Consider the following 25,607-nt stretch of genomic DNA (forward strand, 5'->3'; position numbering starts at 1 on the left):
CTCCTCGGCCGGTTGGTGAGTCGGGCGGGCGCACGGCCGCCGTCACTCGGCGCGCAGGACGTCCAGGGCGTCGGTGAGCCCGCCGGGATCGATGCGCACACCGGCCAGCTGAAGGCCCATCTGCACCCCGGCGAGCGTGCCCGCGAGCGTCAGATCGTTGAAGTGGCCCAGGTGGCCGATGCGGAAGATCCGTCCGGCGAGCTTGCCGAGGCCCGCGCCCAGGGACATGTCGAACCGCTCAAGGATGATCTTCCGCACCTTGTCGGCGTCCTGGTCCTCGGGCATGAGCACCGCGGTCAGCGAGGACGAGTACTCGCGGTCGTCGGCGCACAGCACCTCAAGTCCCCAGCCGCGCACGGCGTTTCGGGTCGCCTCCGCGTGCCGGTCGTGCCGTGCGAAGACCTCGGGAAGCCCCTCCGCCTGGAGCATCCGCAGGGCCTCGGCGAGGCCGTAGAGGAGGTTGGTGGCGGGGGTGTACGGGAAGAAGCCGCGCCGGTTCGCCTCGATGATCGGCTGCCAGTCCCAGTAGGACCTGCGCAGCCGCGCGGTGCGGGAAGCGGCCAGGGCCTTCTCGCTCACCGCGTTGAAGCCGAGTCCCGGCGGGAGCATCAGCCCCTTCTGGGACCCGGCGACGGTGACGTCGACGCCCCATTCGTCGTGCCGGTAGTCGATCGAACCCAGCGAGGAGATGGTGTCGACGAGCAGCAGCGCCGGGTGTTCCGTCGCGTCCATCGCCTGCCTGATGTCGGCCACCCGGCTGGTCACGCCGGTCGAGGTCTCGTTGTGCACCACGCAGACGGCCTTGATCGTACGAGCGCTGTCCGCGGCGAGCCGTTCGGCTACCGCCTCGGGCGATGCGCCGTGGCGCCAGTCGCCGGGCACGAAGTCGACGTAGAGGCCGAGGCCCGCGGCCATCTGCTGCCAGAGCGTGGCGAAGTGGCCGGTCTCCACGTGCAGCACCCTGTCCCCGGTGCTGAGCGTGTTGACCAGGGCTGCTTCCCAGGCCCCGGTGCCGGAGCCGGGGAAGACCACGACGGGGCCCGTGGTGCCGAAGACCGGCTTCAGCGAGGCGAGCAACTCCGTGGTCAGCGCCGCGAATTCGGGACCCCGGTGGTCGATCGTCGGCGCCGACATGGCGCGGAGCACCTGGTCGGGGACGTTCGTGGGGCCTGGTATCTGCAGGAAGTGCCGCCCGGGTCGAGAGGTCACAGTGGCCAACTCCCTTGCTATGCGTGCCGTATTGTGGCACGGTGTGTCGTAAGGTGGCACGGAGGAGCGTAGGGCCGACCCGGTGGGGAGTCAACGGATGCAGAGCGTTCTCAACGCACTTCGCGTACTGGAAGAGGTCGCCGCGCGGCAGCCGATCGGCGTCGCGGACCTGGCCCGCGGCCTGGAGCTGCCCAAGAGCTCCGCGCAGCGCGCCCTGCGCACACTGCACGAGGCGGGCTGGATCCGCCCGGCCGGCGGTGAGGTCACCCGCTGGGTCGTGACCACCAAGGCCTTGCAGGTCGGACGGCGTGCCACGGGGGAGTTGAGCCTGCGTGACGTGGCTCTGCCGCTGATGGAAGAGCTGCGGCGGCGCATCGACGAGACGGTTCATCTGACCGTCCCGGACGGCGACAAGGTGGTGCTCATCGAGCGCCTGGAGACCTCCAAGCCGGTGCGGATCATCCTGGCGCTCGGCACCCAGCTGCCCATCCACGCCTCCGCGAACGGCAAGGCGGTCCTCGCGGTGAGCCCCCGGGAAGTGATCGACCGCCAGCTGGACCTCGGCCTTGAGGAGTTCACGGGCTCGACCATCACGGACAGGGAGCGGCTGCTCGCCGAGCTCGCGCGGATCAGGGAGCGGGGGTACTCCACCAACGGCGGGGAGTGGCGCGACGACGTGTCCGCGGTCGCGGCCGCCGTGTGGGACGAGTCGGGGACGCCGGTCGCGAGCATCAGCGTGAACATGCCGACGAGCCGGATGACGCAGGAGGCGAGTGCCGCGTACGGGGCACTGGTGAGCGAGACCGCGCGGCAGGTCAGCGCCGCGTTGGGGCATTCGCGGCAGGGTGCCGGGGGCGGTTCCGAGGCCGGGCACTAGCGAGCTCCACCCCGTCGCCGCCCCGTCTCCGCTCCGCGCAACGCATTCGGGCGTTCCCCTTGACGCCCCGGGAAGCGCGCTCCAATACTCCCCATTGCGAAAGCTCAATTCCGCCAGGCGGAATTAATCATCCCCCCTGGGCTCATGCGGCCCAGGGGCGGACGTCCGTGCGCGCCGTCATCCACCGCGCACTTCCCGGTGCCGCGCGCACCCCTCGTCACGCGCCCCGGCGCGCCGCGACATGACCATCGGCCGACGGCAAGGGAGCCCTCGTGTCAGATCAAGTCATCTCCATCATCGCCCTGGTCCTTGTCTTCGCCATCGCGACCTTCTCCGCAGTCCACCTGGGTGCGCTCGCCCTAGTGGCCGCGTTCATCATCGGCTCCACCGTGGCGGACGAGTCGACGGACGATCTCTTCTCCGGGTTTCCCGGCGACCTGTTCGTCGTCCTCGTCGGCGTCACGCTTCTGTTCGCCATAGCGAAGAACAACGGCACAGTGGACTGGCTCGTGAACGCTGCCGTGAAAGCGGTGCGGGGCCGGATCGCCCTCATCCCCTGGGTCATGTTCCTCGTCACTGCCATGCTCACCGCCGTCGGCGCGGTCACCCCCGCGGCCGTCGGCATCGTCGCCCCCATCGGCCTCGGCTTCGCCGTCGCCTACGGCATCAATCCCGTGCTCATGGGGCTGCTCATCGCCAACGGAGCAAGCGCGGGAGGCTTCTCCCCGATCGGCGTGTTCGGCAGCATCACCAACAACGTGGTCGAGCGCAATGATCTGCCGGGCAACCCCGCCCTCCTGTTCGCCGCCTCGTTCCTGTTCAACGTGGTGCTGTGCGTCATCGTCTTCTTCGTCTTCGGCGGACGACGATTGCTCGGGCAACGCGCAGGAATGTACAAAGGCGGCGGCACGAACGCCGACAGCCAGCGCCACGACGACGCACCGTCGCCCGGCGGAACCGGCGGAACCGGCGGAACCGGCGGAACCGGCGGAACCGGCGGAACCGGCGGCCAACTGGTCGGGGCGGGCGCGGCACCCCGGCGCGCCCTCGCTGTCGCCACGACCAGCACCCCCACGGCACAGGACGAACCCCTCAAGCTCGACGGCCCGCGCGCGCTCACCCTGCTCGGACTGCTCAGCCTCGTCGCCGGAGCACTCTTCTTCGACCTCGACGTCGGCCTGATGGCGCTCACCATCACCGTCGTCCTCTCCCTGGCCTCCCCGAAGTCGGTCACCGGCGCCGTGGACCGCTGCGCGTGGTCGACCGTGCTGCTGGTCTGCGGCATCGTCACCTACGTGAGCCAGATGGAGCGCATGGGCACCATCGACTACCTCGGCAAGCAGGTCGCCTCCATCGAGGCACCTCTTCTCGGCGCCCTGCTGATCTGCCTCATCGGCGCCCTGGTCTCCGCCTTCGCCTCGACGACCGGAATGCTCGGCGCGCTGATCCCGCTGGCCGTGCCCTTCCTGCTCGCCGGTGAGGTCGGAGCGGTCGGGCTCATCACGGCTCTGGCCATCTCCGCGTCGGTGGTGGACGCCTCGCCGTTCTCCACCAGCGGAGCGCTGGTGACCGCCAACACCCCCGAGGATCAACGGGACTTCGTCTTCCGTCGTCTCATGGCCTGGGGGCTCGGCATCGCCGTGATCGGCCCCCTCGTCACCTGGGCCCTGTTCGTCGTGCCCACCTCGCTGTGAGGCCGTACGGGGACGGCGCGGTGTCGTACGCCGTCGTGCCACCCGTCAGGGAGTCGGGATGCCGCCCGGCCGCGCGGGCCGCCCGAACCGGACCGGAACGCCCGGCGAATACAGCACGCTCACCGGATCCCCGACCGGCCGCGGCAGCCCCGCGGCCGCGACCAGGTCCTCGTCGCACTCGATCAGGTCGGCCCGGTGCAGAGGCCAGCGCGGATGGACGTTCGGCAGGAACATCTGCCGCCCGAAGAACGTGTTGTGCATGCCCCAGCGGGCCGTCAGGAAGTGCTCGAAATCGGTGGCCTCCTCGACCCGCTCGCCCACCCGGACGGCGATCCGGCTGTGCGCACCGCGCGGGCCCGGCCAGCGCCTGGCACTCGTGTACGTGACGGTGTCGCCGCTGCGTCGGATGCTCATCCGCGACCACTGGTACGGCAGCCGGAAGGCACCGCGCGCGACCGCCACCGGGATCAGGCGCGAGGCGTCGAGGGAGCGGAAGACGACGCCGCGGCGGCCATGGGCGTCCACCGAGTAGAGGCGCACGTTGGTCTCGGGAAACGTACCCAGATAGGGGATGCCGGGCAGCCGGAACCAGCCGACCCGGTGCATGCGGAACGCGACGAGGCCCACATAGGTCACCCCGTCGTGCAGATCGGGAACCGTCCCGGCCGGAAGGAGCGGCGCGACGTCCGCGGGATCCACGGCCCAGTGCACGAAGGCAAGGTCGAGCCACGACTGCGTGAGCAGCGGATTCTCGGCGGAGGCGGGCGGATCGGCGGTTATCGGTTCCGGCACGGCGGGGGTGAGGACCACGGCATCAGCATCGCAGGGGCCCCGGCCCTGCCAGGAACGGGGGCGGACATCCGGCCGAGCAGGGCCGCTGACCAGGGGCGGCCGCGTATGACGGAGCCCCCGGCCGACGGTGTCAGTGTCCGGGGGCTCGGTCCGAGCTGGGTCAGGAACGCGGCCGGCGGTCCTGCTCGGCCCGCTCCGCGTTCTTCTCCTTGATGCGTACCGTCTCCTTGCGGACCTCGGCCTGGGTGGCGCGCTCCTTCTGCAGCCACTCGGGGTTGTCCGTCTTGAGCGCGTCGATCTGCTCCGTGGTGAGGGCCTCCGTGACCCCGCCGCGTGCGAGACCGGCGATGGACACGCCGAGCTTCGCCGCGACGACCGGCCGGGGATGCGGGCCGTTGCGCCGCAGCTCCTGCAGCCACTCGGGCGGCTCGGTCTGCAGGGCGTTGAGCTCGGTGCGCGAGACGACACCCTCCTGGAACTCGGCGGGGGTGGCCTCGAGGTACACACCCAGCTTCTTCGCCGCGGTCGCGGGCTTCATGGTCTGGGTGGTCTGGTGCGACGTCATGGTCCCCAGGGTATCGAGCATGTGAGCTACCGCCGACCACGACCGGTAACCTGGCGGGGTGACAGACTCGCAAGTAACCCCTTCGTTCAGGCTCGCGTATGTCCCGGGGGTGACGCCCACCAAGTGGGTGCGGATCTGGAACGAGCGGCGGACCGACGTGCCGCTGACCCTCGTGGCGGTGGATCCGGGCGAGGCGTTCGAGCTCCTGCGGGGCGGCGGCGCCGACGCGGGATTCGTCCGGCTGCCGGTCGACCGCACCGACCTCAGCGCGATCCCCCTCTACACCGAGACGACGGTCGTGGTGATCCCCAAGGACCACGTCATCGCTGCGGTCGACGAAGTGACGACCGAGGACCTGGCCGACGAGATCGTGCTGCACCCCCTCGACGACACCCTCCCGTGGGAGAGCCTGCCGGGACAGGCCGCGAACGAGCGCCCCGCCACCACGGCGGACGCCATCGAACTGGTGGCGGCGGGCGTGGGCGTCCTCGCCGTCCCCCAGTCGCTCGCCCGCCTGCACCACCGCAAGGACCTCACCTACCGGCCGCTGGCGGAAGCCCCCGAATCAAGGGTCGCCCTCTCGTGGCCCGAGGAGGCGACCACGGACCTGGTGGAGGACTTCATCGGCATCGTCCGGGGCCGCACGGTCAACAGCTCACGCGGCCGCACCCAGAATCCCGCTGCCGATTCGGCCGCGGACCGGTCGAAGCGCAAGAGCCCCGACAAGGGCGGCGCCCGGCGAAAGCCGACGGCGGGCAAGCCCACCGGAAAGACCGGAAACACCGGAAAGGCTGGGAAGAGCAGCAAGGGCGGGACGCCCGGCAAGAGCACACGGAGCGGTTCCGGCGGCGCCGCCAAGGGCGGCAAGAAGGGCAAGCCCCGCCGCCGGCCGTAGCCCCGGCTTCGTCGTCTGCCTCAGGGGAACACGGCGGCAGCCTCACCCGGCGCCGTTCTGCCGCGCCCACCAGGCGAGCACCCCGCCGAGCACGATCAGCAGGCAGATGGCCGCATTGGTCCGCTTGTACGCGACGAGGACCGCGGTGAACTCGCGGATCGTCGCGGTGGGCCAGAAGTACGCGGCGGTGGGCGAGCCCACCACCTGGCCCCTGATCCCGGTCCGCCGAGCCGTGAGGGCGGCCCGGAAGGCGTGGTAGTTGTTCGTGACGATGACGCACCGGTAGTCCGGCTTCGCCTTCTCCATGATCGCCTTGCTGAACCGCAGATTCTCGTCGGTCGTCGTCGAGCGGTCCTCCCGCTCGATCTGGTCGGCGGGAAACCCACGGGCGATCAGATGGTCGGCCATCGCGTGGCTCTCCGGCACGTCCTCGTCAGGGCCCTGGCCTCCCGAGGTGATGAGCACCGGCGAGCCGCCCCGCTTGGCCAGGCCCGCGTGCACCGCATGCGCTCGCGTGAGGCGGCTGGCCAGCAGGGGAGGCACGGTGGAGCCCCCGACGAGGCCCGAACCGAGTACGACCACGTAGTCGGCCTTGCGGCGCACCCGCAGCCGCCCGTACAGGAACGCGTAGAAGACGAAGCTCAGGAACAGGAACGAGAGGTAGGCGGCGAGCCCGCCGGCCGCCACGCCCACCCCGACCCACAGCGGTGTCCGCACGACCACGGCCGTGATGAGCAGCGCCACGACCGCCAGGATGCACAACGCGGCCAGCAACGAGAGCAGGTTGGTGGGGCTCCTGCCTTCCTTGCGCACCATCTGCAGGCCGTTGAGGAACAGAAGACAGGTCAGTACGAGAATGCCGAGCGCCCCCAGGCCCAGCAGCGCCCACGCGACGGCCTGACCCGATGCCGAACCGGACCTGACCAGTTGGATCACCCAGGCCGCAAGGGCACAGAGCACGGCGAGACCCAGGATCACCGCATTGCTGAACTTCCTGCGCTCGCGCGCCACGCGCACGCAGAAGACGAGGAATAGGAGCGCCGCCGGGGCGTAGACCAACATCCGCACAGCGTAGGCGCCGTGAGCCCACGCCTCGGACCGGAACCAGAACCGGCAACAGAACTGGAATCAGGACCAGGATCAGAATCAGAACCGGAGCCGTCCGCTGCAGTGATCTCCGGGATCAGGCCGTGCCCTTTGAGGGCGACGGGGAGTTGACCCCGGTATGAAGAAGCGAAGCGTACTGGCCGTTGCCTCTCTCGCCGCGGGGGCTGTCATCGCCGCGATCAGCCCGCCCCCGGGAGCGGACACGGCCGACACGAAGGAGCCCGCCCACGCCGCGGGGGTGTTGGAGGAGAGCGGCGACGCCGCACCGTGGACCGACAGCGCCCCGCCGACCCCCGGCGCCGGTGTGGGCGTGGTCGCCCCTGACATCTCCAGCACTCAGAACCTCTGAGGCGACGGACGCGGGGCCGGGACGTACGCGTCCCGGCCCCGCGTCGCGCACACGCCCCCGAAGAACACGTGGCGCACTCGCCCACACCTGGAGGACCCACTTGTCCCGTACCCGACCGGCGCGCAAGAGCGCGACCCGACTCGCGGCCGCGCTGACCTTGAGCCTGCTGACGCTCCCGGTGCTCGGCGGCACCGCCGCAGCCGGTGGCACGTGCTTTGCCACCCACGCCGATGCCCCGATCTACGCCGGCGACAACCCGTGGACCGAGATCGTCGGTTACCTCGATCCCGGCACCCCGGTGAACGGCACCCGCCAGGGGGTGGACGCCCTGTGGCAGGTCTCGCGCACGGACAACGGCCAGCAGCTCGGCTACATGCGGCCCGCCGACCTCGCCTGCGACGGCGGCTGACCGCTCAACCGCATACCCCTGATGCCCCTGATGGGCCTGATGGGCCTGCGAAATCCAGGAGAGCGCTCGAGGAGAGCGCTCTCCTGCGCTGCATTCCTCCTGCATCCTTCACGCGCCGCACTGAGACGTCAACGCTCGTGAGCCACCTCTTAATGTTGCCGCCGGGCGGCGTCGACCGGCGCGGCGGCGTCCGGATTCACGTGCGTCGCGCTCCCAACACCCTCTGACCACCGGGAAGTTGCGCAGCGGAGTTCGCGCGACCGGGGGAGCCGTAAGTCGCGTACGCCATGAGCGGGGCCGCGGGCCGCAGTCATCGGCATCCATTCGTTCACCGTCTCTTGACACGTTCGTGTCACGGTGGGAACACTCCGGGAGAGCGCTCTCCCGGTTCTATTGCCGTACGGGTGCTCTGCAACAGGTGTCCTGGGGCGGCCGATTGGCATGCCCTCGGCCACCCATGTCCCCACCCGGTGTCCGGGAGCGCACGGCCACGGCTCCCGGCAGGCCGGTCCCCACATCCCTCTCCACGTGGCAGGAGGTCTCCATGGCACGGAGATCGAGAACGATCTCAGGAGCGCTCATCGCGGGCGCCCTGATACTGAGTTCACTCGGCATCGGCGGTATCGCGGTGAGCGCCGACAACGCGTCGCAGTCCCGGTCGCCGAAGGCCATGGCATCCCACTCGGGACACACCATGGCCGCATCCACCCGCGCGTCGGCGGAGGACGCCGACGCGGACGGGTACATCCCCGCGAAGTCGCCCGTCACCGGCGTCAAGCCGTCGGTCAAGGCGCCACCGCACCGCTACTTCCATGAGTTCCAGGCGCACTGTTCGGTGTCGCACACCGCCCCCGACGACCCCGTCGTCTACCCCGGGCAGCCCGGCAAGTCGCACGACCACACGTTCATGGGCAACACCACGACGAACGCCCACAGCACCACGGGGTCGCTGGACTCCGGCTCCACCAAGTGCCTTGCTCCCGGCGACAGGTCGGCGTACTGGATGCCGACGCTGTACAACGGCGACAAGGAGATCCGTCCCGTAGGGGATCAGACGATCTACTACAAGGCCGGGGTCACCGACTACACGAGCGTGCGGCCGTTCCCCAAGGGGCTCAGGTTCGTCGTCGGCAGCCCGATGCAGACCGCACAGGAGTTCCGCAATCACCCGGGCTTCGTCGAAGGGTGGGAGTGCGGGACCAGCTACTTCAACGTCGAGTTCCCCAAGGACTGCCCCACCACAGCGGACACCCAGCTCAACATCCGTTTCCAGGCGCCCAGTTGCTGGGACGGTGAGTCGCTGGACTCCCCGAACCACCAGAGCCACATGTCCTACCCGGTGGTCAAGGACGGAACCAACGACAACATCTGCCCGACCAGTCACCCCGTCGCCCTGCCGATGGTCGAGTTCAAGATGGCGTTCCCCGTCAACGGAGATCTGTCGAAGGCCCGATTGGCGAGCGGCGCGAGCCACTCCTTCCACTACGACTTCTTCAACGCGTGGGACGACGCGACGCTGAAGGCGATGGTGGACCACTGCATCGTCGGCGGACTGCAGTGCGACCCGCGCGGCTATGACCAGACGCACCCCGAAGCGGGCGCGGCGCTCGACGAGAACTACGAGCTGCCGTGACCGAGGCCTGTGAAGGGCGGAGCTCCCTTCCGCCCTTCACAGGCGCCCGCCCCCACTCCGCACCTTCCCCCTCGCTCCAACACCTCATCCCCCTCGCCCAGGAGACCCCCATGCGCAGACCTGGTACCGCACTCTCCCCACGCAGCATCGTGGCCCCCGCGATAGCCGGCCTGCTGGTGGCCGGCGCGCTCGCGCTGCCCGCACAGCAGGCGCACGCGGCCGGCAGCGTCGTGAAGGTGACCGGTTCGCAAGGCAACTGGCAGCTCACCGTCGACGGCTCGCCCTACCAGGTCAAGGGCCTGACCTGGGGTCCCTCGGTCGCCGACGCCGACAAGTACATGCCCGATCTGCAGTCCATGGGCGTCAACACCATCCGGACCTGGGGCACCGACGCCTCCAGCAAGCCGCTGTTCGACTCCGCCGCCGCCCACGGCATCAAGGTCGTCGCGGGCTTCTGGCTCCAGCCCGGCGGCGGCCCGGGAAGCGGCGGCTGTGTCAACTACCTGACGGACACCGAGTACAAGAACAAGATGCTCGACGAGTTCCCCAAGTGGGTGGACACCTACAAGGACAACCCCGGTGTCCTGATGTGGAACGTGGGCAACGAGTCGGTGCTCGGCCTGCAGAACTGCTACGCCGGTGACGAGCTGGAGAAGCAGCGCGACGCGTACACCACCTTCGTGAACGACGTCGCCAAGAAGATCCACGCGGTGGACCCCAACCACCCGGTCACCTCCACCGACGCCTGGACCGGGGCCTGGCCGTACTACAAGAAGAACGCCCCGGACCTCGACCTCTATGCCGTCAACGCCTACAACGCCACTTGCGAGATCAAGGCCGACTGGGACAAGGGCGGCTACACCAAGCCCTACATCGTCACCGAGACCGGTCCCGCGGGGGAGTGGGAGGTTCCGGACGACGCCAACGGGGTCCCCGAGGAGCCCACCGACCAGGCCAAGGCGGCCGGTTACATCAAGGCCTGGGACTGCGTCACCGGTCACCGCGGCGTCGCGCTCGGCGCCACCATGTTCCACTACGGCACGGAGTACGACTTCGGCGGCGTCTGGTTCAACCTGCTTCCCGCAGGCCAGAAGAGACTCGCGTACTACGCCGCGAAGAAGGCCTACAAGGGCAGCACCGCCGGTGACAACACCCCGCCGGTGATCTCCGAACTGGCCGTGGACGGCGACGCGGGCAAGGTCCCCGCGGGTGGCCCGCTCACGCTCACCACCAAGGTCAGTGACCCCGACGGCGACGCGCTCTCGTACGAAGTGCTGGCCAACAGCATGTACATCGACAAGAACAAGGACCTCACCCCGCTGACCGCCACGGACCAGGGATCGGGCCGTCTGAAGGTCACGGCCCCGGACAAGCCCGGCGTCTGGAAGATCTACGTCAAGGTCACCGACGGCAAGGGGAACGTCGGCATCGAGACACGGTCCGTGCGTGTGGTGGTGCCGCCGGTCGACGGCACGAACGTCGCCCTGGGCAAGCCCGCGACCGCCTCCTCCTTCCAGCCCGGCAGCGGGGACTGCCCGTGCCCCGCCGCCAACGCCGTCGACGGCAAGAACGACACCCGCTGGGCCAGCGACTGGAGCGACCCGCAGTGGGTCCAGGTCGACCTCGGCTCCACGACGTCCTTCAAACACGTCCAGCTCAACTGGGAGACCTCGTACGCGAAGACGTACACGATCCAGACCTCCGACGACGGACAGAACTGGAAGACCGTGCACGAGGTGCGCGGCGGCAACGGCGGGGTCGACGACTTCGATGTGAGCGGCTCCGGCCGCTACGTCCGGGTCAACGGCACGGAGCGAGGCACCGGATACGGCTACTCGCTCTACGAGTTCGGCGTCTACAAGTGATCTTTGACTGACCGTCAACTGATCTGAGACTGATCTGCGACTGATCCGGCTTCGGCGCCGCATCCTCGTCGGGGGCAGGAGGAGCAACGAATGACGCGGGACGAACTGCTCACGCTGGTGGGCACGCTGGACCTGACGCAGAAGGTGGGTCTGCTGACCGGAGCCACGGTGTGGCGCACCCGGGCCGAACCAGCCGTGGGGCTACGGGAGATGGTCTTCTCGGACGGTCCCGCGGGCGTGCGGGGCGAGGCGTGGGACGAACGCAGTCCCTCACTCCTCCTGCCCTCCGCCTCCGCCCTTGGCTCGCTGTGGGACGAGCGACTCGCCGGTCAGCTCGGCGAGCTGCTCGCCCACGAGGCCCTGCGCAAGGGCGTGCACGCGGTCCTGGCGCCCACCTTGAACCTCCATCGCACCCCGCTGGGAGGGCGCCACTTCGAGTGCCTGGCCGAAGACCCGGAACTGGCGGCCCGCACCGGAGTCGCCCTGATCCGCGGCATCCAGGCCCACGGCGTCGCCGCGACCGCCAAGCACTACGTGGCGAACGACTCGGAGACCGAGCGGCTCACCGTGGACGTACGGGTGGACGAGCGGACCTTGCGCGAGGTGTATCTGGCCCCGTTCGAGGCCGCCGTCAGAGCGGGCGTGTGGCTCGTCATGAGCGCGTACAACGGTGTCAACGGCACGACGATGACCGCCAACGAGCTGTTGGCCCAACCGCTGAAAGGAGAGTGGGGATTCGACGGGGCCGTCGTCTCCGACTGGGGCGCCGTGCGGCTGACGGCCGAGAGCGCGGCGGCCGCCCAGGACCTCGCGATGCCCGGCCCGGAGGGTCCGTGGGGCGAGGCGCTGGTGGCCGCGGTCCGGAGCGGCAACGTTCCCGAGGAGGCGATCGACGACAAGGTGGTACGGCTGCTCACCCTGGCCGACCGGGTCGGCGCGCTCGGGAGCGGACGCAGGCTCCCGCGGCGCGCGTGGCCCGGTGGCACGGCCCGCCGTCTTCTGCGGCGGGCCGTGGCGTCCGGCACCGTGCTGCTGCGCAACGAGGACGTCCTGCCCCTGGACGTCTCCGCGCTGCACAGCGTGGCGGTCATCGGACGGCACGCCTGCGCGCCCCGGCTCCAGGGAGAAGGCAGCGCCGGGGTCTACCCGGCGGACGTCGTCACGCCACTGGACGGCATCCGGGCCCGGCTGCACGGGCGGGCCCGGGTGCGCTACGCCCCGGGCCCGGACCTGGGCGGGCAACCACTGCCGCTGGATCCCGCACGGTGCGCGAACCCCCTGACCGGGGAGCCCGGCGTACTGATGCGGGTCCTGGACGCGTCCGGGCGTGAGCTGTCCGCCGAACACCGTCTGACCGGGCGGCAGTTGGAGCCTCCCCTCGCACCGCGGTCGCACACCGTCGAGATCAGCGCCCTGGTGCGCCCGCCCAGCGACGGAAAGTGGACCTTCGGCGTGGGCGGCTACGGCCGGATGAGTCTCGCGGTGGACGGACAACTGCTGGTGGAAGGGGAGTTCGCGCGCGACACCGAGGATCCGGCCGTCATTCACCTCGACCCTCCGCGCCGCCACGCCTCTGTCTGGCTGGCCGGCGGCCACGCCGCGCACGTCGTGGCACGCCGGGAGCTGGCCCCCGACACCGGCCGCGCCGTCGTCGTGACGGCCGCGGCGCCCGAGCCGGAGCCCGAACAGGCCCTGGCCGAAGCGGTCGAGGCCGCGCGGGACGCGGACGTGGCCGTCGTCGTGGTCGGCACCACGGATGGCAGCGAGTCCGAGGGGCACGACCGCACCTCGCTCACACTCCCCGGCCGCCAGGACGAACTGGTCGCGGCAGTGGCCGCCGCGAACCCGCGCACCGTGGTCGTCGTCAACTCGGGCGGGCCCGTGGAGCTGCCCTGGCGGGAGCGGGCAGCGGCGGTGCTGCTGTCGTGGTTCCCCGGGCAGGAGGCGGGATCCGGGCTCGCCGACGTCCTGTTCGGGCAGGCCGAACCGGGCGGCAGGCTGCCCACCACCTGGGCAGCCGCCCTGGCGGACGTGCCGGTCAGGGACACAACACCGCGCGACGGTGTGCTCGAGTACGCGGAGGGCCTGCACATCGGCTACCGGGCGTGGCTGCGGGCGGGCCTCGAACCCGCCTATTGGTTCGGTCACGGCCTGGGTTACACGACGTGGAGCTACGACCGCCTTCGAGTGGCGAGCGAGGTCGGCGGGGGCGATGGGGTCGACGGGGTCGACGGGGGAGAGGCGCTGGTCGTCGAGGTCCAGGTGCGCAACACGGGCGTGCGTCCGGGACGTGAGGTGGTGCAGGTCTATCTCGCGCGGCCCGAATCCGCCGTGGAGCGCCCGGTCCGCTGGCTCGCGGGCTTCACGGCGGTCCGGGCGGAGCCGGGGGAGACGGTGACGGCATCGGTGCGGGTGCCGGCCAGGATGCTGCGCCACTGGGACACGCGGGCGGGCCGCTGGCGAACCGAAGCGGGCGTCTGGCAGGTCCTCGCGGGGCGCAGCGCGGGGGATCTGCCGCTGACGGCGACGGTACGCAGGTCAAACGACCGCCGGTAGCCGACGATTCAGGGCGGGAGAGCGCTCTATGGCCCCGCGGGGGCGGGGCGTTAGGGTTCCCGAATGGACAGACAGATGCCGACGCTGGAGGACGTGGCGCGCGAAGCGGGGGTTTCGCGCGCCACCGTCTCCCGGGTGGTCAACGGCGTGCGCAATGTCGCCCCCGCCATCCAGGACGTGGTCCGAGCGGCCATCGAGCGTACGGGCTACGCGCCCAACCGGGCGGCGCGCTCCCTGGTGACCCAGCGCGCGGGCACCATCGCCCTGGTCGTGTCGGGCGCCGGAGACAACTCCGACACCGCGCAGAACGCGTTCGCCGCCCGGGTGTTCGCCGACCCGTTCTTCGGCAGGGCGGTCAGCGGGGTGGTGGGATTCCTGCGCCCGCGTGCCATGCATCCGGTGCTGATGTTCGCGGAGACCGAGGAGGCCCGGCAACAGGTCCTGACCTACCTGCGCCAGGGCAACGCGGACGGCGCCCTGGTCGTCTCGACGCACGCCAAGGACCCGCTCCCGGCCCTGCTCGCCGAAGCGCGGTTGCCCGCGGTGTTCTTCGCGCGCCCGGCACTGCGGGCCCGCGCCACGTTCGTCGACTTCGCACACCGGGACGGGGCGAGGCTGGCCGCCAACCATCTGCTGGCCCGCGGCTGCAGACGGGTGGCGACCATCTCGGGCCCCTTGGACATCCCCGCGGGCCGGGAACGCCTCGCCGGTTTCCAGGACGGCATGGAGCGGGGAGGACAGCCCTACATCCCCGTCGCGGAGGGCGGGTTCACCCTGGAGAGCGGAGCGAGGGCGATGCGTCGCCTGCTGGCCGAGCATCCCGACGTCGACGGGGTGTTCGCGGCCAACGACCTGATGGCACAAGGTGTCTGCCAGGTCCTGAGGGAACAGGGCAAGCGGGCGCCTCAGGACGTGGCGGTGGTCGGATTCGACGACTCGAGCGTGGCGGTCACCTGCGTGCCCCCGCTGACGACGGTGCGGCAGCCGGTCGAAGAGATGGGCGCGGAGATGGCCCGGCTGCTGCAGGAACAGATAGAGGGCGTACGGACCGACCCCACCTCAGTGATCTTCGAGCCGGAACTTGTGGTGCGTGAGTCCGCCTAGCGCGACGACGGCGGCCGTCAGCGGCGGTGCATGGTCTGCAACGCCTCGACCAGCACCTTCGGGTCGTGCCCGCCCTTGTAGACGGGCGGGGGCTGCTTCTCGAGGCCGAGCAGCTGCGCGACGGCCGTCCAGGCGGTGCGCACCGAGTACTCGACCGTGAACACCACGTCGTCGGGGACTTCGGCGTACTGCCCGATGAAGGCGAGGTTGGTGGAGGCCTCCGGCACGACCGGAGCCCGGTCACCCGCGCTGCGCACCAGGAACTGGCTGGTGATGTACGGCATCAGGGCCGGGAGCACGATCGAGTGGTCGAGGATGTCAGGGCCCTCCTCGAAGCGCAGGTGGTGCAGGACCTCGTCGAGGATCTCCCGACCGGTGCACTCACGCATCGGCTTGCGGACGAAGTCGCCCTCCTCGTCCGGGAACAGGGCGTACCCCCACCAGACGAAGGTGTCCTCGGGCTGGTCGTGGAAGTGCGGCTGATGGTTGAGGACGATGGTCAGGAGCCACTTGGAGTCCTTGAAGGTGATCAGCCCGCCCTTGCCGGCCTCGCTGCCGCTGAACTTCTCCATCAGCTTGAAGAAGGTGGGGTCCTTGGTCGTGACCGTGAAGGACTCCCAAGTCGACTCGGGGATCGAGGAGTTGAAGACCTCCGGCTTGCCGAGCCCCGGGCGCTTGGCCGCGAGGGTCTCCCACAGGCGCCAGGCACCGTCGCGTCCCGAGGTGTCCAGGGCGGGCACCGTGTCGGTGGACCCGAGGGTCGAACCGGCCGTCATCGAGCCGTTGGTGACCATGACGAGGTCGTCGGGGCCGAGCGTGATCTCCTCGGTCCGGTCGCCCCGCGCGCAGCTCAGAGCCTTGACGGTGAGGGCGTCACCGTCGGTCAGGGTCAAGTCGGCGACCTTGGTGCCGAGTTGCACGGTCACGCCCTGGTCGGTGAGCCACTTCAGGAGCGGGCGCACGATCGAGTCGAACTGGTTGAAGCGGGTCCGGTAGATCCCCGACATGGAGTCGAAGGTCTTGAAGAGGTGGATGAAGCGGTTGAGGTAGCGGCGGAACTCGATCGCGCTGTGCCACGGCTCGAAGGCGAAGGTGGTGCACCACATCCACCAGAAGTTCGTGCGGAAGAACTCCGGGCTGAAGCAGTCGGTGATGCGCTTGCCGTCGAGCAGCTTCTCGGGGGTGCCCACGCACTTGACCAGTTCGAGCCGGTCACGCTCCGAGAAGCCCATCGAGTGCGAGTCGATCACCTTGCCGTCGGCGTCGACGAGCCGGGCGTGGTCGTCCCAGGCGAAGTCCTCGTGGAAGGCGAAGGTGTCGTCGGTCACCGACTTCGACGGATCGTCGAGAGAGGGGATCGAACCGAGCAGGTCGTAGGTGCATTCGAAGTGGATCTCGAACATCCGGCCGCCACGCATCGTGTAGCCGGTCTCGGGCGACCCCGAGGCGTCCAGACTCCCGCCCTCACGGTCCTGCTCCTCCAGTACGACGATGTCGGATCCCGAGAACCCGCCCTCGCGGATCAGGAACGCCGCCGCCGACAGGGACGCGATTCCGCTGCCCACCAGATACGCCTTCGCCATGAACGCCTTCTTCCGAGTTGGATTCGTACGCCGTGCCATCCGCCCCTCAGCTTCAAGGGATGCCCGGCCCGGTGCAGCAGGAGGCGCGCGAACGGGTTACCGCAGGCAGAGGCGCCGGGGCGGGCCACCGGATGCGCATCGCGCCCCGCAATGTGAGCCTGGTGGTGGGGGCGACACAGAGAGGCGGTTGCCCATGTCAGTCATGGACAAGCTGAAGCAGATGCTCAAGGGCCACGAGGACCAGGCCGGCAAGGGAATCGACAAGGCGGGCGACTTCGTCGACGACAAGACCCAGAGCAAGTACTCCGGCCAGGTCGACACGGCCCAGGACAAGCTGAGGGACCAGCTCGGCAGGGACCAGGACCAGCCCCCGCAGTCGTAGGTCCGCCTCGCAGCCGTAGGGCGGCCGACGATTGTCAGTGCCCGCCGATAGCCTGGGTTCTTCCATCCGCGCTGTGGCTGCAGCGCTGCCGCCCCGCCCCCGTGATGCAGGGGGCGGGGCACTCGGCTGTCAGGACTGCTGGGCGCGGATGTGCGCGAGAAGGGCGTCGAGCGCCTGCTCCGTGGCGGCCGCCATGTCCACCGCGGCCGGGTCGAGGAGCCACTGCACCTGTAGACCGTCCATGACGGCGATGATCACGTTGGCGGTGTTCTCGATGTCCAGGTCGGGGCGCGCCTCGTCGAGTTCGCAGGCTTCGGCGAGGGCCTCGGTGATGAAGGTGCGCAAGCCTGCGTAGCGCTGCCGGAAATAGGGCTGGGCCGGGTGGTCGTCGGTGACGCTCTCGGCGCAGAGGACCGTGTAGAGCCGGACGATGCCCTCGCGTTCGGTGTTGTGGCGGACGGTGTCCACGAGGTGGCGCAGGAAGGCGAGTCCGCGGGGCCGTTGCGGGCCGAGCGGTGCGATCTCGGCGTTGTCGCGCAGTTCGAGGACCTCGGTGAGGAGATTCTCCTTCGTGCGGAAGTAGTGCAGGACGCCTGCTTGGGTCAGGCCCGCGCGATCGGCGATCTCGGCCAGCGAGGCCTTGCCGTAGCCACGGGCCGCGAAGGTTTCCATGGCGATCTGAAGGATCTCGTCGTGACGCTCCTGGGCGGCCTGGCTCCGGCCGCGGCGGGTGGTCTCCCCCTGGCGTCGGCGGTCCGTCGAAGTCTTCGCGCCTGCGGCCTTCGCCGCCTTTTGCGTGCTCACCGTGCGGAGTCTAGGCGCGAGTTGATCGCCCGGAAAGAACCGCTCCCCAACCACTTACTGAGTACTTAGTAAGTGTGCTTCCATGTTGCCCGTTCACGCCATCGCAGGCCCTGCCGCCGCCGTACGGCAGGGCCTGCGATGGATCCCTGTTCGCGTCCCATCGCAGACCAGGAGCCGCACATGAGAACACGAGCCGGAACGCGCACCAGATCAAGCACCGGACCACACCCCCGCACAGGTATGAAGACCGCCGGGGCGGCAGCGGCCCTGGCGCTCGCCGGCGCGGCCATCGCCTATGGCCCCCTCGGCGAGGCGCAAGCCCGCCCGGCCCCCGCGACGACTCCCGCGGCGGCCCACGGCAACTCCGAGCGCGCGGCAGCCGATCCCGCGGCGCAGGTATGGATCACCACGCCGGACGGGAGCAAGAGGCTCACGCACGCGGGCGAGGCGCCCTTCACCGGTCAGCCCCAGAGCACGGACATCCGCATCGACCCCGAAGCCACGGGGCAGCGCTTCACCGGCGCGGGCGCCTCGGTGACGGAGGCGTCCGCCCGCCTCATCCGGCAACTGCCCGCCGACCGGCGCAAGGCGCTGCTCACGTCCCTGTTCTCACGGGACGGCGAGGGCATCGGCCTGAACTACCTGCGCCAGCCCCTGGGCAGCAGCGACTTCAACGCGGACGCGAACTTCACCACGTACGAAGACATCAAGGGCACCTTCACCATCGACCGCGACAAGAAGGACACCCTCCCCGTCCTCCAGGAGGCGCTCGCCGTCAACCCGCGGATCCGCTTCATGGGATCCCCTTGGTCGGCGCCTGCCTGGATGAAGACAGGCGGCTCCCTCAAGGGCGGCAGCCTCAGCGCCGCGCACTACCAGGACTACGCCGACTACCTGGTCAAGGCCGTCAAGGCGTACCAGGCAGAGGGCGTGAAGCTCACCGACCTCACCGTCCAGAACGAGCCGGAGTTCGCCAACTCCACGTACCCGTCGATGTCGATGACCTCAAGTGAGCAGGCATCCTTCCTCAAGGTCCTCGACAAGACCCTTACCGATGCCGGTCTGAGCACCAACATCCTTGCCTACGACCACAATTGGGACCACCCGAACTACCCGCTCGACGTGTTCGGCAGGACCTCGGGGATGAACCGGCTCATCGGCGCCGCGTTCCACTGCTACGGGGGCACCCCGGAGGCCGAGCAGCAGGTGCGGGACGCGGGCAAGCGCGTGTTCTTCACGGAGTGCTCGGGCACCGACTCCTCGGACGCCTCGAAGACGTTCGGCGACACGTTGAAGTGGCACGCCGAGAATCTGGTCGTACGGAACATGCGCAGCGGCGGCGAGACCGTCGTCAGCTGGAACCTCGCCCTCGACGAGAACGGCGGCCCGCACCAGGGACTGTGCGGCACCCGCTGCAACGGCGTCGTCGAGACCAGGACCGACGGCACGGTCACCAGGAACGCCGAGTTCTACATGCTCGGCCATCTGACCAAGTTCGTGGACGAGGGAGCGACCCGGATCGGCTCGACCGCCGACGCGACCATCCAGAACGTGGCGTTCCAGAACCCGGACGGATCGCGGGCCGTGTACGCGGTGAACACGGGCTCCGCGGCGAAGACGTTCTCGGTCACGGACGCGGGCCGCACCTTCACCTGCACGTTGCCCGCAGGGGCGGTGGCCACCTTCACCTGGCGCCCTTGAGCGAGTCGTTGGGGGAGGGGCGCGAGGTGGCCTTTCCCCTCCCGGCCTCAGGGGAGGACGCGGTAATGGGTGGTCAGGCGGTGGTCGTCGTCGAGTATGTGAAAGGCGAGGCCGGGCGGCTGCTCGCGGTCGGCGGGCCGGTCGCCTTCCCAGGGCAGGCGAAGCGTCCAGGTGATGGCGGGGCCGACGATCAGCGGGCGCGCGGCGAAGGTCGTGGCGGCCGCGGTGTGGGCGTGGCCGGTGAGGACGGCTGCGATGCGCGGGTGTGCTGCGAGGAGCGCGGCGAGCTGTTCGGGGTGTTGGAGGCTGTGGGCGTCGGGCAGCGGGTGGTGGAGCGCGACGGGCGGCTGGTGGAAGGCGATGAGCGCGGGGATGCCGTGGGGCAGCGCGGCAAGGGTGGAGTCGATCCAGGCGAGTGTCGCCGCGTCCAGGCGCCCCTCGTCGCGGCCGGGAATGGTGGAGTCGCACATCAGGACGGCGGTGCCGGCGATGCGGTGCACCTGGTTGATGGGGCTGTCGGCGGGGCTCTGGCCGAGCAGGGCCTTGCGATAGGCGGGGCGCGCGTCGTGGTTGCCGGGGCAGGTGAGGACGGGGAAGGGGGCGATCAGGATCCGGGCCGCCTCCTCGTACTCGGCCTCGTCGCCGTGGTCGGCGATGTCCCCGGTGACCAGGAGGGCGTCGACCGGGCGGGGCAGGGCGCGCAGGTAGTCCATGACGTGCGTGGCGCGCCGGGTCGCCCTTTCGCTGCCGTCCAGGTGCAGGTCGCTGATGTGGGCAAGCAACGCTGTCATCGCTCTGTCTCCTCCAGGTGGCGGGGTCGGTCGGGTGGAGGGATCCCCGCCTCAGGGGCCTAACGGAAGTCTACGGATTTACCGTTAGGGACAGTAGAGTGTGCGGGGGATGTGATCAAGTGGTGGAGAGCAGGGCCCGGAACGGGCAGAGGGAGAAGGGGACGGATCGTGGAGCGTTGGCCGGCACTGGAGTTGGCGAGCACGATCCGGCATGACGGGGACGGCGGTGTCGCCGACGACCTGGCCACGGTCGAGGACGTCACCCGCTGGATCCGCGCGCAGGACGACCTGCTGCCCGTCCACATCCGGGCAGGGGAACTCACGGCGGATGACAACCTCAGACAGGGGATCATCGAACTGCGGGGAGCGGTGCGGGCGTTGTTCGCGCGGGCGGTGAGCCCGGCGCCGCCCAGCCCGGCGGACGCCCGTCACCTGATGCCCGCGGACAAGGCGCTGGCCCATCTCAACGCGACCGCCGCCCGGGAGCTGGTCGCCCCGCAGTTGGACTGGCCCCGGGACGGGACCCCCACCGCACGGTTTCTGACGGCGCAGAGCGACCCGCACATCGGCGTCCTGGCGGCCCTTGCCCGAGCGGCGGTGGACTTTCTGAGCGGCCCGCAGCGAGAGCAGTTGCGCGCCTGTACGGCGCCTCGGTGCGTGCGCTATTTCGTCAAGAGCCACGGCAGGCAGGAGTGGTGCAAGGCCTCCTGCGGCAACCGGGCCCGCGCGGCTCGCCACTACAAGCGCCACCGCGTGACACCCGGGCCTCCAGGCGACTAGGCCCCGAAGTCCCAGGCGCCGACGTCGCGGTAGTGGATGGGCCCAGGTCCGCGGCCGATGTTGCTCGCGACCAGGTGCAGACGCGCGGCCTGCCATGTCCGGCCGCTGAACTCGGTGAGCCCGGCAGCGGCTTCCACCGCGCACGACGGAGTGTCCCGGCGGGCGCGGGCCAGCGTCAGATGCGGGCGGAACGGCCGGTTCGCGCGAGCGATGCCACAGTCGTCGACCACGGCACGCACCTCGGTGGCGAGCAGATGCAACGCGTCGAGGTCGCCGTCGATCCCGCTCCACAGCACACGCTCGTCGAAGTGCCCGCCACCGCGCAGCGACAGGGCGAGGGGGCTGCGGGCGGCCGCGATGCGCGCGAGCGGCGTACGCAGGAGGGGAACCGCCGAGGCGGGAACCTCACCGAGGAACGCCAGGGTGATGTGCCAGTCCTCGATGCGGTTCCACCGCATCCGTGGATGCGCGCGGTAGGCGGGTTCGAGTACCCGGGCCAGTTCCTGCTTCGCGTCGTCGGGCGGGGCGAGAGCGATGAACACACGAACGGTCGCGGGCTGAATCTGTTCGTTCACAGAACACTTCGTACCGCATGCGGGCGGTGGAACAGCCGCCACCCCTGTCCCCGCCCGGGACGGCGTGCGTCGTCATGCCCGGTTGGGGCTGGGGTGTCGGGCCAGTGCGGTGTCGGCGGCGTCGAGGATGCTGTGGAAGCTGCGGGTGATCATCGGGCGTACGAGGTGCCGGGTGAGGAAAGCGCCGACGAGCGGGGCGCGCATTTCGGCGCGGGTGATCCATTCGACCAGGGTGCCGCCGTCGGTCTCGGTGAACGTCATGCGGCCGAGTTCGTGCCGGGACGGCGGCACGCTGCGGTCGACGACGTATTCGGTGGCGTGGGGCGGGTCGTAGTGGGTGATGCGTTCGCTGAGCCAGCCGATCATCCAGAGGTGGCTGCGGACCGCACCCACGCCGTAGGGGGCGCCGTCGCCGTGGCGGGTCAGGCGGCAGCGCAGCACCAGGGGCGAGCGCGTGTAGTTGGTGGTCGTGGTGAGCCAGGCGAACACGTCGTCGATCGGGGCGTCGATGGTGCGCCGGGCGGTCATGGTTTCCATGGCTGGAGATCTCCTCGGTCGAGTGGGCGCACCGTCCGGGCGCGGTGCAGCTTGTCCGGGTTGCGCATGGCGTAGAGGCCGGTGATCCGGCCGTGGTGGATCTCGAAGGCGAGCAGCCAGTCGAGTCGGCCGTCGGTGAGGCAGAGGGCCGCGGGCATGCCGTTGTGGACGGCGTGCTCGATGCGGGTCGTGGCGGTGATGCTGGTGCGGGCCACGCCGAGGGTGAAGCGGGCGACGTCGTCGCGGCCGGTGATCGGCCGGCGGGCTGCGGTCACCTTCCCGCCGCCGTCGGAGATCTCCACGACGTCGGGCGCGAGGAGGTCCATCAGCGCCTGGATCTCACCGGTCGTGGCCGCGAGCAGGAATCGCCGGACGATGGCCCGGGTGGCATCGGAGTCGGGCTCGAAGCGGCGGCGCCGTGCGTGGACGTGCCCGCGTGCGCGGTGGGCGATCTGACGGACGGTCACTTCGGTCTTGCCGACCGAGGCGGCGATCTCGCCGTGGGTGTAGCCGAACACGTCGTGCAGCACGAACACCGCGCGCTCGGTCGGGTTGAGCGTTTCGAGGACGAGCATCATGGCCATCGACACCGACTCGGCCAGGATCGCGTCCTCGTTCACCTCGGGCGCGGTGCGGATCGGCTCGGGCAGCCACGGGCCGACGTAGTCCTCGCGCCGCGCCTTGACCGCGCGCAGGTGGTTGAGGGCCTGGCCGGTCACCACGCGGACCAGATAGGCACGCGGATGCGCGATGGCCGCCCGGTCGACGGTGCTCCATCGCAGGTAACTCTCCTGCAGTACGTCCTCGGCGTCGGCGGCGCTGCCCAGCATCTCGTAGGCGATGGTGAACAGCAGCGGACGGTGCTCGGTGAAGGCGTCGTCCTCAGTCATCAGCGGCCCCGTCCCGCCCGGTCATTGTGGACCGGTACTCCGTCAGCACACCCTGCTCCTCTCGTCGCACGCCCATCGAGACACCCCGCGACGGCGAAGCGTGACAGTTCGCCACTGTGATCCACCCCACACCGCGTCCCGATGGTGCGAGAAGCCCGGCGGCACCGAATTCTGCGTATCTCTCGTCCGCGACGTGCCGCCCGCGGGCAGGCTCTGCTACGCAGGAACAGGCCCCGCGCGAGGGCGCAGCCGGTGCCCCGCGGTGTGCCAGGGGGAATCATGGCCGGTGCCGTACGTCGTGAAGGTCCACGGGCGCCCGAGGCCGATCCCAAGGTGGGGGTCGACGTCAGTACGAACCGGGCGGGCAATCCGCGGCACCGGCTGGTCGCGGTGGGGGATTCGCTGACGCAGGGTTTCCAGAGCGCGGCGATCTTCAACACCCCTCTGTCGTACCCGGCGATCGTCGCCCATGAGCTGGGATGCCTGCCGGACTTCCGCTACCCCCTCTACGGAGGCTTCGGCGGGTTGCCCTTCAACCTCGAGCTGTTCCTGCGTGACCTGGAGTCCCGCTACGGGCGGACCGTGGACTGGTGGGAGGCGCCGCTGGCCTTGTTCCGGGCCCGCAGTGTGATGGACCGCGTGGAGGACTACTGGGAGCGCGGGCCGGGCCGAACGGTGCCCTCGACCACGGCGATCATGCACAACCTCGCCGTGTTCGGCTGGGACCTGCGCGATGCGCTGTCGAAGTCGGCGGACGAGTGCCGCAAGCGGATCGACGTGCCCAAGGACAACCTGGTGAATCAGGTGGTGCAGAACGCCGGCGAGCGCGCGGCGCTACGCGTGCTGCCCACCCGGCCCCAGGCGGCGGGTGCCCTGACCCAGTTGAGCGCGGCGGCCGAGCTGGGCAAGGACACCGAGGGCACAGGAGCGAAGCACGGCATCGAGACGCTCATCGTGTTCCTGGGTGCGAACAACGCGCTGCGGGCGGTGACCGAACTGAACGTGGTGTGGAGCGAGGACTCAGGCTTCGACAGCCTGGACGACAAGCGGCGCTTCACGGTCTGGCAGCCCAAGCACTTCACGTCCGAACTGCGCAAAGTGGCTGCGGAAGTCGCCGCCATCAAGGCGCGCCACGTCATCTGGTGCACGGTTCCGCACGTGACGATCGCGCCGATAGCGCGCGGGGTGGCGGGCAAGGTCCAGCCCGGCTCGCGGTACTACCCCTACTACACCCGTCCGTGGATCAAGGACAGGGACTTCGACGCCGGCCGGGACCCGAAGATCACCGCGGACGAGGCGCGGCAGGTGGACGAGGCGATCGACGAGTACAACGACGCGATCACCGCGACGGTCCGCGCTGCCCGGAAGAACGGGAAGGACTGGTACCTGCTGGAGACCTGCGGCCTGATGGACCGCCTGGCGTCGCGCCGCTACGCCGAGGACCCGCAGGCGCGTCCGGACTGGTGGCAGCCGTATCCGCTGCCGTCGGCGCTGCAGGCGCTCTCTCCGCCCCCGAACTCCCACTTCCTCGCGGGCGACGGCGAACGGCGCACCGACGGCGGCCTGTTCTCCCTCGACGGTGTCCACCCGACGACCGTCGGGTACGGGATTCTCGCCCAGGAGGTGATCAATGTGATGCGGCTGGCGGGAGTCCGGTTCTTCCGCCCGGACGGCGACACCCTCCGCCAGGACCCGGTGCTCGTCGACTTCGACCGGCTCATCCGCCACGACACACTGGTCAACCGCCCGCCGGGGAATCTGGGTTCCTCCCTGAAGGCCCTTGGCTGGGCCGATGAGGCCTTGGACCTGTTCCGGCGGGTCTTCTCCCTTCTCTGACGATGGGTCAGATCTGTCCGCCGTGTGAGCAATGAGGCCGGGCGATTCCGCTCCGGACGACGAAGCGACGCGCTTGGTGTTCCCTTAGGCTCGCGTAGCCCGTCGCCCTTCTCGAACGGAGCCGACATGGAGTATCCGGATCTCTCCCAGCTGCCCGTGGAACTACAGGAGGCCGTGACGTCTCACGGCTCGCTCAACATCTTCCGGATGATCATGCACTCGCCGGTCCTCGCACCGGGCGTACTCAGGCTCGGAGACGCGATCCTGCAGCGGAACTCGTTGCCGGACACCTTGCGCGAACTCGCCATCGTGCGGGTCGGCCGTGTCTACGGAGCGGCCTACGAGGTCCACCACCATGAGAAGGCCGCTCGCCTCGTGGGGCTGGGGGACGAGGCGCTCGCCGCCGCCGATACCGGTTCGGCCGTGAAGCTCTCCGGCCCCGAAGCCGCCGTCCTGGCCGCCACGGACCAACTGCTCGACCGGCACACCCTCGATGACGCCGCACGTGAGGAGCTACTGGCATTCCTGACGATGAACCAGCTCGCTGACCTCGTGATCACCGTGGGCTTCTACCAACTCATCTGCGACTTCCTCAACACCTTCGAGGTGGCGGTGGAGGACGAGCCCGGGGGAGTCGGGCGGCAGGCCGGACCGTGAGCACGTGGGCTGTCCC

The 25,607-nt window shown here is 69.9% G+C and carries 23 protein-coding genes and 1 pseudogene; 14 read left to right on the forward strand and 10 right to left on the reverse strand.

Annotation, left to right across the window (positions count from 1 at the left end):
- Positions 1-42 precede the first annotated feature (42 nt).
- On the reverse strand, positions 43-1,209 hold the full coding sequence (locus ABZ833_RS08665) for an aminotransferase class V-fold PLP-dependent enzyme (RefSeq protein ID WP_361042938.1): 1,167 nt from the start codon (positions 1,207-1,209) through the stop codon (positions 43-45).
- 97 nt (positions 1,210-1,306) lie between these two features.
- On the opposite strand from ABZ833_RS08665, the gene ABZ833_RS08670 reads away from it, so the two are divergent.
- A complete protein-coding gene (locus ABZ833_RS08670; protein ID WP_361042941.1) occupies positions 1,307-2,086 on the forward strand; it encodes an IclR family transcriptional regulator in 780 nt (259 codons plus the stop codon).
- A 272-nt stretch (positions 2,087-2,358) separates the two neighbouring features.
- Positions 2,359-3,780, forward strand: coding sequence for an SLC13 family permease (locus tag ABZ833_RS08675; RefSeq protein WP_361042943.1), 1,422 nt, complete (start codon positions 2,359-2,361; stop codon positions 3,778-3,780).
- Positions 3,781-3,825: 45 nt separating this feature from the next.
- Here the strand turns inward: ABZ833_RS08675 and ABZ833_RS08680 are convergent, their stop codons facing one another.
- Positions 3,826-4,590, reverse strand: a complete 765-nt coding sequence (locus ABZ833_RS08680) for a DUF2071 domain-containing protein (RefSeq protein WP_361042946.1) — start codon at positions 4,588-4,590, stop codon at positions 3,826-3,828.
- A 142-nt stretch (positions 4,591-4,732) separates the two neighbouring features.
- Positions 4,733-5,137 carry a DUF5997 family protein gene (locus tag ABZ833_RS08685; RefSeq protein ID WP_249592345.1) on the reverse strand — a complete coding sequence of 135 codons (405 nt, stop codon included), beginning with the start codon at positions 5,135-5,137 and terminating at the stop codon, positions 4,733-4,735.
- A gap of 58 nt (positions 5,138-5,195) precedes the next feature.
- On the opposite strand from ABZ833_RS08685, the gene ABZ833_RS08690 reads away from it, so the two are divergent.
- Positions 5,196-6,032: a LysR family substrate-binding domain-containing protein gene (locus tag ABZ833_RS08690; protein ID WP_361042949.1), complete on the forward strand. Its 837-nt coding sequence runs from the start codon at positions 5,196-5,198 to the stop codon at positions 6,030-6,032.
- A gap of 42 nt (positions 6,033-6,074) precedes the next feature.
- On the opposite strand, the gene ABZ833_RS08695 is transcribed toward ABZ833_RS08690, so the two are convergent.
- Positions 6,075-7,094, reverse strand: a complete 1,020-nt coding sequence (locus ABZ833_RS08695) for a YdcF family protein (RefSeq protein ID WP_361042951.1) — start codon at positions 7,092-7,094, stop codon at positions 6,075-6,077.
- Positions 7,095-7,257: 163 nt separating this feature from the next.
- Between ABZ833_RS08695 and ABZ833_RS08700 the strand changes: the two genes are divergently transcribed.
- The 6 genes from ABZ833_RS08700 (at position 7,258) to ABZ833_RS08725 (ending at position 15,055) form a co-directional block, all read left to right on the forward strand.
- Positions 7,258-7,488 carry a hypothetical protein gene (locus ABZ833_RS08700; protein WP_361042953.1) on the forward strand — a complete coding sequence of 77 codons (231 nt, stop codon included), beginning with the start codon at positions 7,258-7,260 and terminating at the stop codon, positions 7,486-7,488.
- Between the two features lie 100 nt (positions 7,489-7,588).
- Positions 7,589-7,897 carry a hypothetical protein gene (locus ABZ833_RS08705; protein ID WP_361042956.1) on the forward strand — a complete coding sequence of 103 codons (309 nt, stop codon included), beginning with the start codon at positions 7,589-7,591 and terminating at the stop codon, positions 7,895-7,897.
- Positions 7,898-8,441: 544 nt separating this feature from the next.
- Positions 8,442-9,530, forward strand: coding sequence for a DUF1996 domain-containing protein (locus ABZ833_RS08710; RefSeq protein WP_361042958.1), 1,089 nt, complete (start codon positions 8,442-8,444; stop codon positions 9,528-9,530).
- Between the two features lie 110 nt (positions 9,531-9,640).
- Positions 9,641-11,395, forward strand: coding sequence for a discoidin domain-containing protein (locus ABZ833_RS08715; RefSeq protein WP_361042960.1), 1,755 nt, complete (start codon positions 9,641-9,643; stop codon positions 11,393-11,395).
- Positions 11,396-11,485: 90 nt separating this feature from the next.
- Positions 11,486-13,951 (forward strand): glycoside hydrolase family 3 C-terminal domain-containing protein, encoded by a 2,466-nt coding sequence (locus ABZ833_RS08720; RefSeq protein WP_361042964.1) that lies wholly within the window; start codon positions 11,486-11,488, stop codon positions 13,949-13,951.
- A gap of 63 nt (positions 13,952-14,014) precedes the next feature.
- Complete coding sequence (locus ABZ833_RS08725; protein WP_361042966.1) at positions 14,015-15,055, forward strand: LacI family DNA-binding transcriptional regulator; 1,041 nt, start codon at positions 14,015-14,017, stop codon at positions 15,053-15,055.
- A 17-nt stretch (positions 15,056-15,072) separates the two neighbouring features.
- On the opposite strand, the gene ABZ833_RS08730 is transcribed toward ABZ833_RS08725, so the two are convergent.
- Positions 15,073-16,677 carry an oleate hydratase gene (locus ABZ833_RS08730; protein ID WP_361042969.1) on the reverse strand — a complete coding sequence of 535 codons (1,605 nt, stop codon included), beginning with the start codon at positions 16,675-16,677 and terminating at the stop codon, positions 15,073-15,075.
- A gap of 154 nt (positions 16,678-16,831) precedes the next feature.
- Between ABZ833_RS08730 and ABZ833_RS08735 the strand changes: the two genes are divergently transcribed.
- A complete protein-coding gene (locus tag ABZ833_RS08735) occupies positions 16,832-17,020 on the forward strand; it encodes an antitoxin (protein ID WP_361042972.1) in 189 nt (62 codons plus the stop codon).
- A 129-nt stretch (positions 17,021-17,149) separates the two neighbouring features.
- Here ABZ833_RS08735 and ABZ833_RS08740 read toward each other — a convergent pair whose 3' ends face one another.
- The gene (locus tag ABZ833_RS08740; protein ID WP_361043175.1) at positions 17,150-17,698 is read right to left on the reverse strand and encodes a TetR/AcrR family transcriptional regulator; all 549 of its coding nucleotides are present in this window, start codon (positions 17,696-17,698) and stop codon (positions 17,150-17,152) included.
- Between the two features lie 501 nt (positions 17,699-18,199).
- On the opposite strand from ABZ833_RS08740, the pseudogene ABZ833_RS08745 reads away from it, so the two are divergent.
- A pseudogene (locus tag ABZ833_RS08745) lies at positions 18,200-19,525 on the forward strand (glycoside hydrolase family 30 beta sandwich domain-containing protein); the annotation flags it as partial.
- 47 nt (positions 19,526-19,572) lie between these two features.
- Here the strand turns inward: ABZ833_RS08745 and ABZ833_RS08750 are convergent.
- Positions 19,573-20,316: a metallophosphoesterase gene (locus tag ABZ833_RS08750; protein ID WP_361042975.1), complete on the reverse strand. Its 744-nt coding sequence runs from the start codon at positions 20,314-20,316 to the stop codon at positions 19,573-19,575.
- A gap of 168 nt (positions 20,317-20,484) precedes the next feature.
- Between ABZ833_RS08750 and ABZ833_RS08755 the strand changes: the two genes are divergently transcribed.
- On the forward strand, positions 20,485-21,096 hold the full coding sequence (locus ABZ833_RS08755) for a CGNR zinc finger domain-containing protein (RefSeq protein ID WP_361042978.1): 612 nt from the start codon (positions 20,485-20,487) through the stop codon (positions 21,094-21,096).
- On the opposite strand, the gene thpR is transcribed toward ABZ833_RS08755, so the two are convergent.
- The 3 genes from thpR to ABZ833_RS08770 all read right to left on the reverse strand — a co-directional run bounded on the left by thpR (position 21,093) and on the right by ABZ833_RS08770 (position 23,098).
- Positions 21,093-21,671, reverse strand: coding sequence for an RNA 2',3'-cyclic phosphodiesterase (thpR, locus tag ABZ833_RS08760; protein ID WP_361042980.1), 579 nt, complete (start codon positions 21,669-21,671; stop codon positions 21,093-21,095). The two genes, ABZ833_RS08755 and thpR, sit on opposite strands and share 4 nt — an antisense overlap.
- Positions 21,672-21,743: 72 nt before the next feature.
- On the reverse strand, positions 21,744-22,208 hold the full coding sequence (locus ABZ833_RS08765) for an SRPBCC family protein (RefSeq protein ID WP_361042984.1): 465 nt from the start codon (positions 22,206-22,208) through the stop codon (positions 21,744-21,746).
- The gene (locus ABZ833_RS08770; protein WP_361042986.1) at positions 22,196-23,098 is read right to left on the reverse strand and encodes an RNA polymerase sigma-70 factor; all 903 of its coding nucleotides are present in this window, start codon (positions 23,096-23,098) and stop codon (positions 22,196-22,198) included. Before ABZ833_RS08770 ends, ABZ833_RS08765 begins: the two co-directional genes overlap by 13 nt.
- Positions 23,099-23,377: 279 nt before the next feature.
- Here ABZ833_RS08770 and ABZ833_RS08775 point away from each other — a divergent pair, with 279 nt between their 5' ends.
- Positions 23,378-24,934 (forward strand): SGNH/GDSL hydrolase family protein, encoded by a 1,557-nt coding sequence (locus ABZ833_RS08775; protein ID WP_361042988.1) that lies wholly within the window; start codon positions 23,378-23,380, stop codon positions 24,932-24,934.
- 126 nt (positions 24,935-25,060) lie between these two features.
- Positions 25,061-25,591, forward strand: a complete 531-nt coding sequence (locus ABZ833_RS08780; RefSeq protein WP_361042990.1) for a carboxymuconolactone decarboxylase family protein — start codon at positions 25,061-25,063, stop codon at positions 25,589-25,591.
- Positions 25,592-25,607 lie beyond the last annotated feature (16 nt).

The organism is Streptomyces sp. NPDC047525 (genome assembly GCF_040643025.1).
Lineage (GTDB): Bacteria > Actinomycetota > Actinomycetes > Streptomycetales > Streptomycetaceae > Streptomyces > Streptomyces durmitorensis.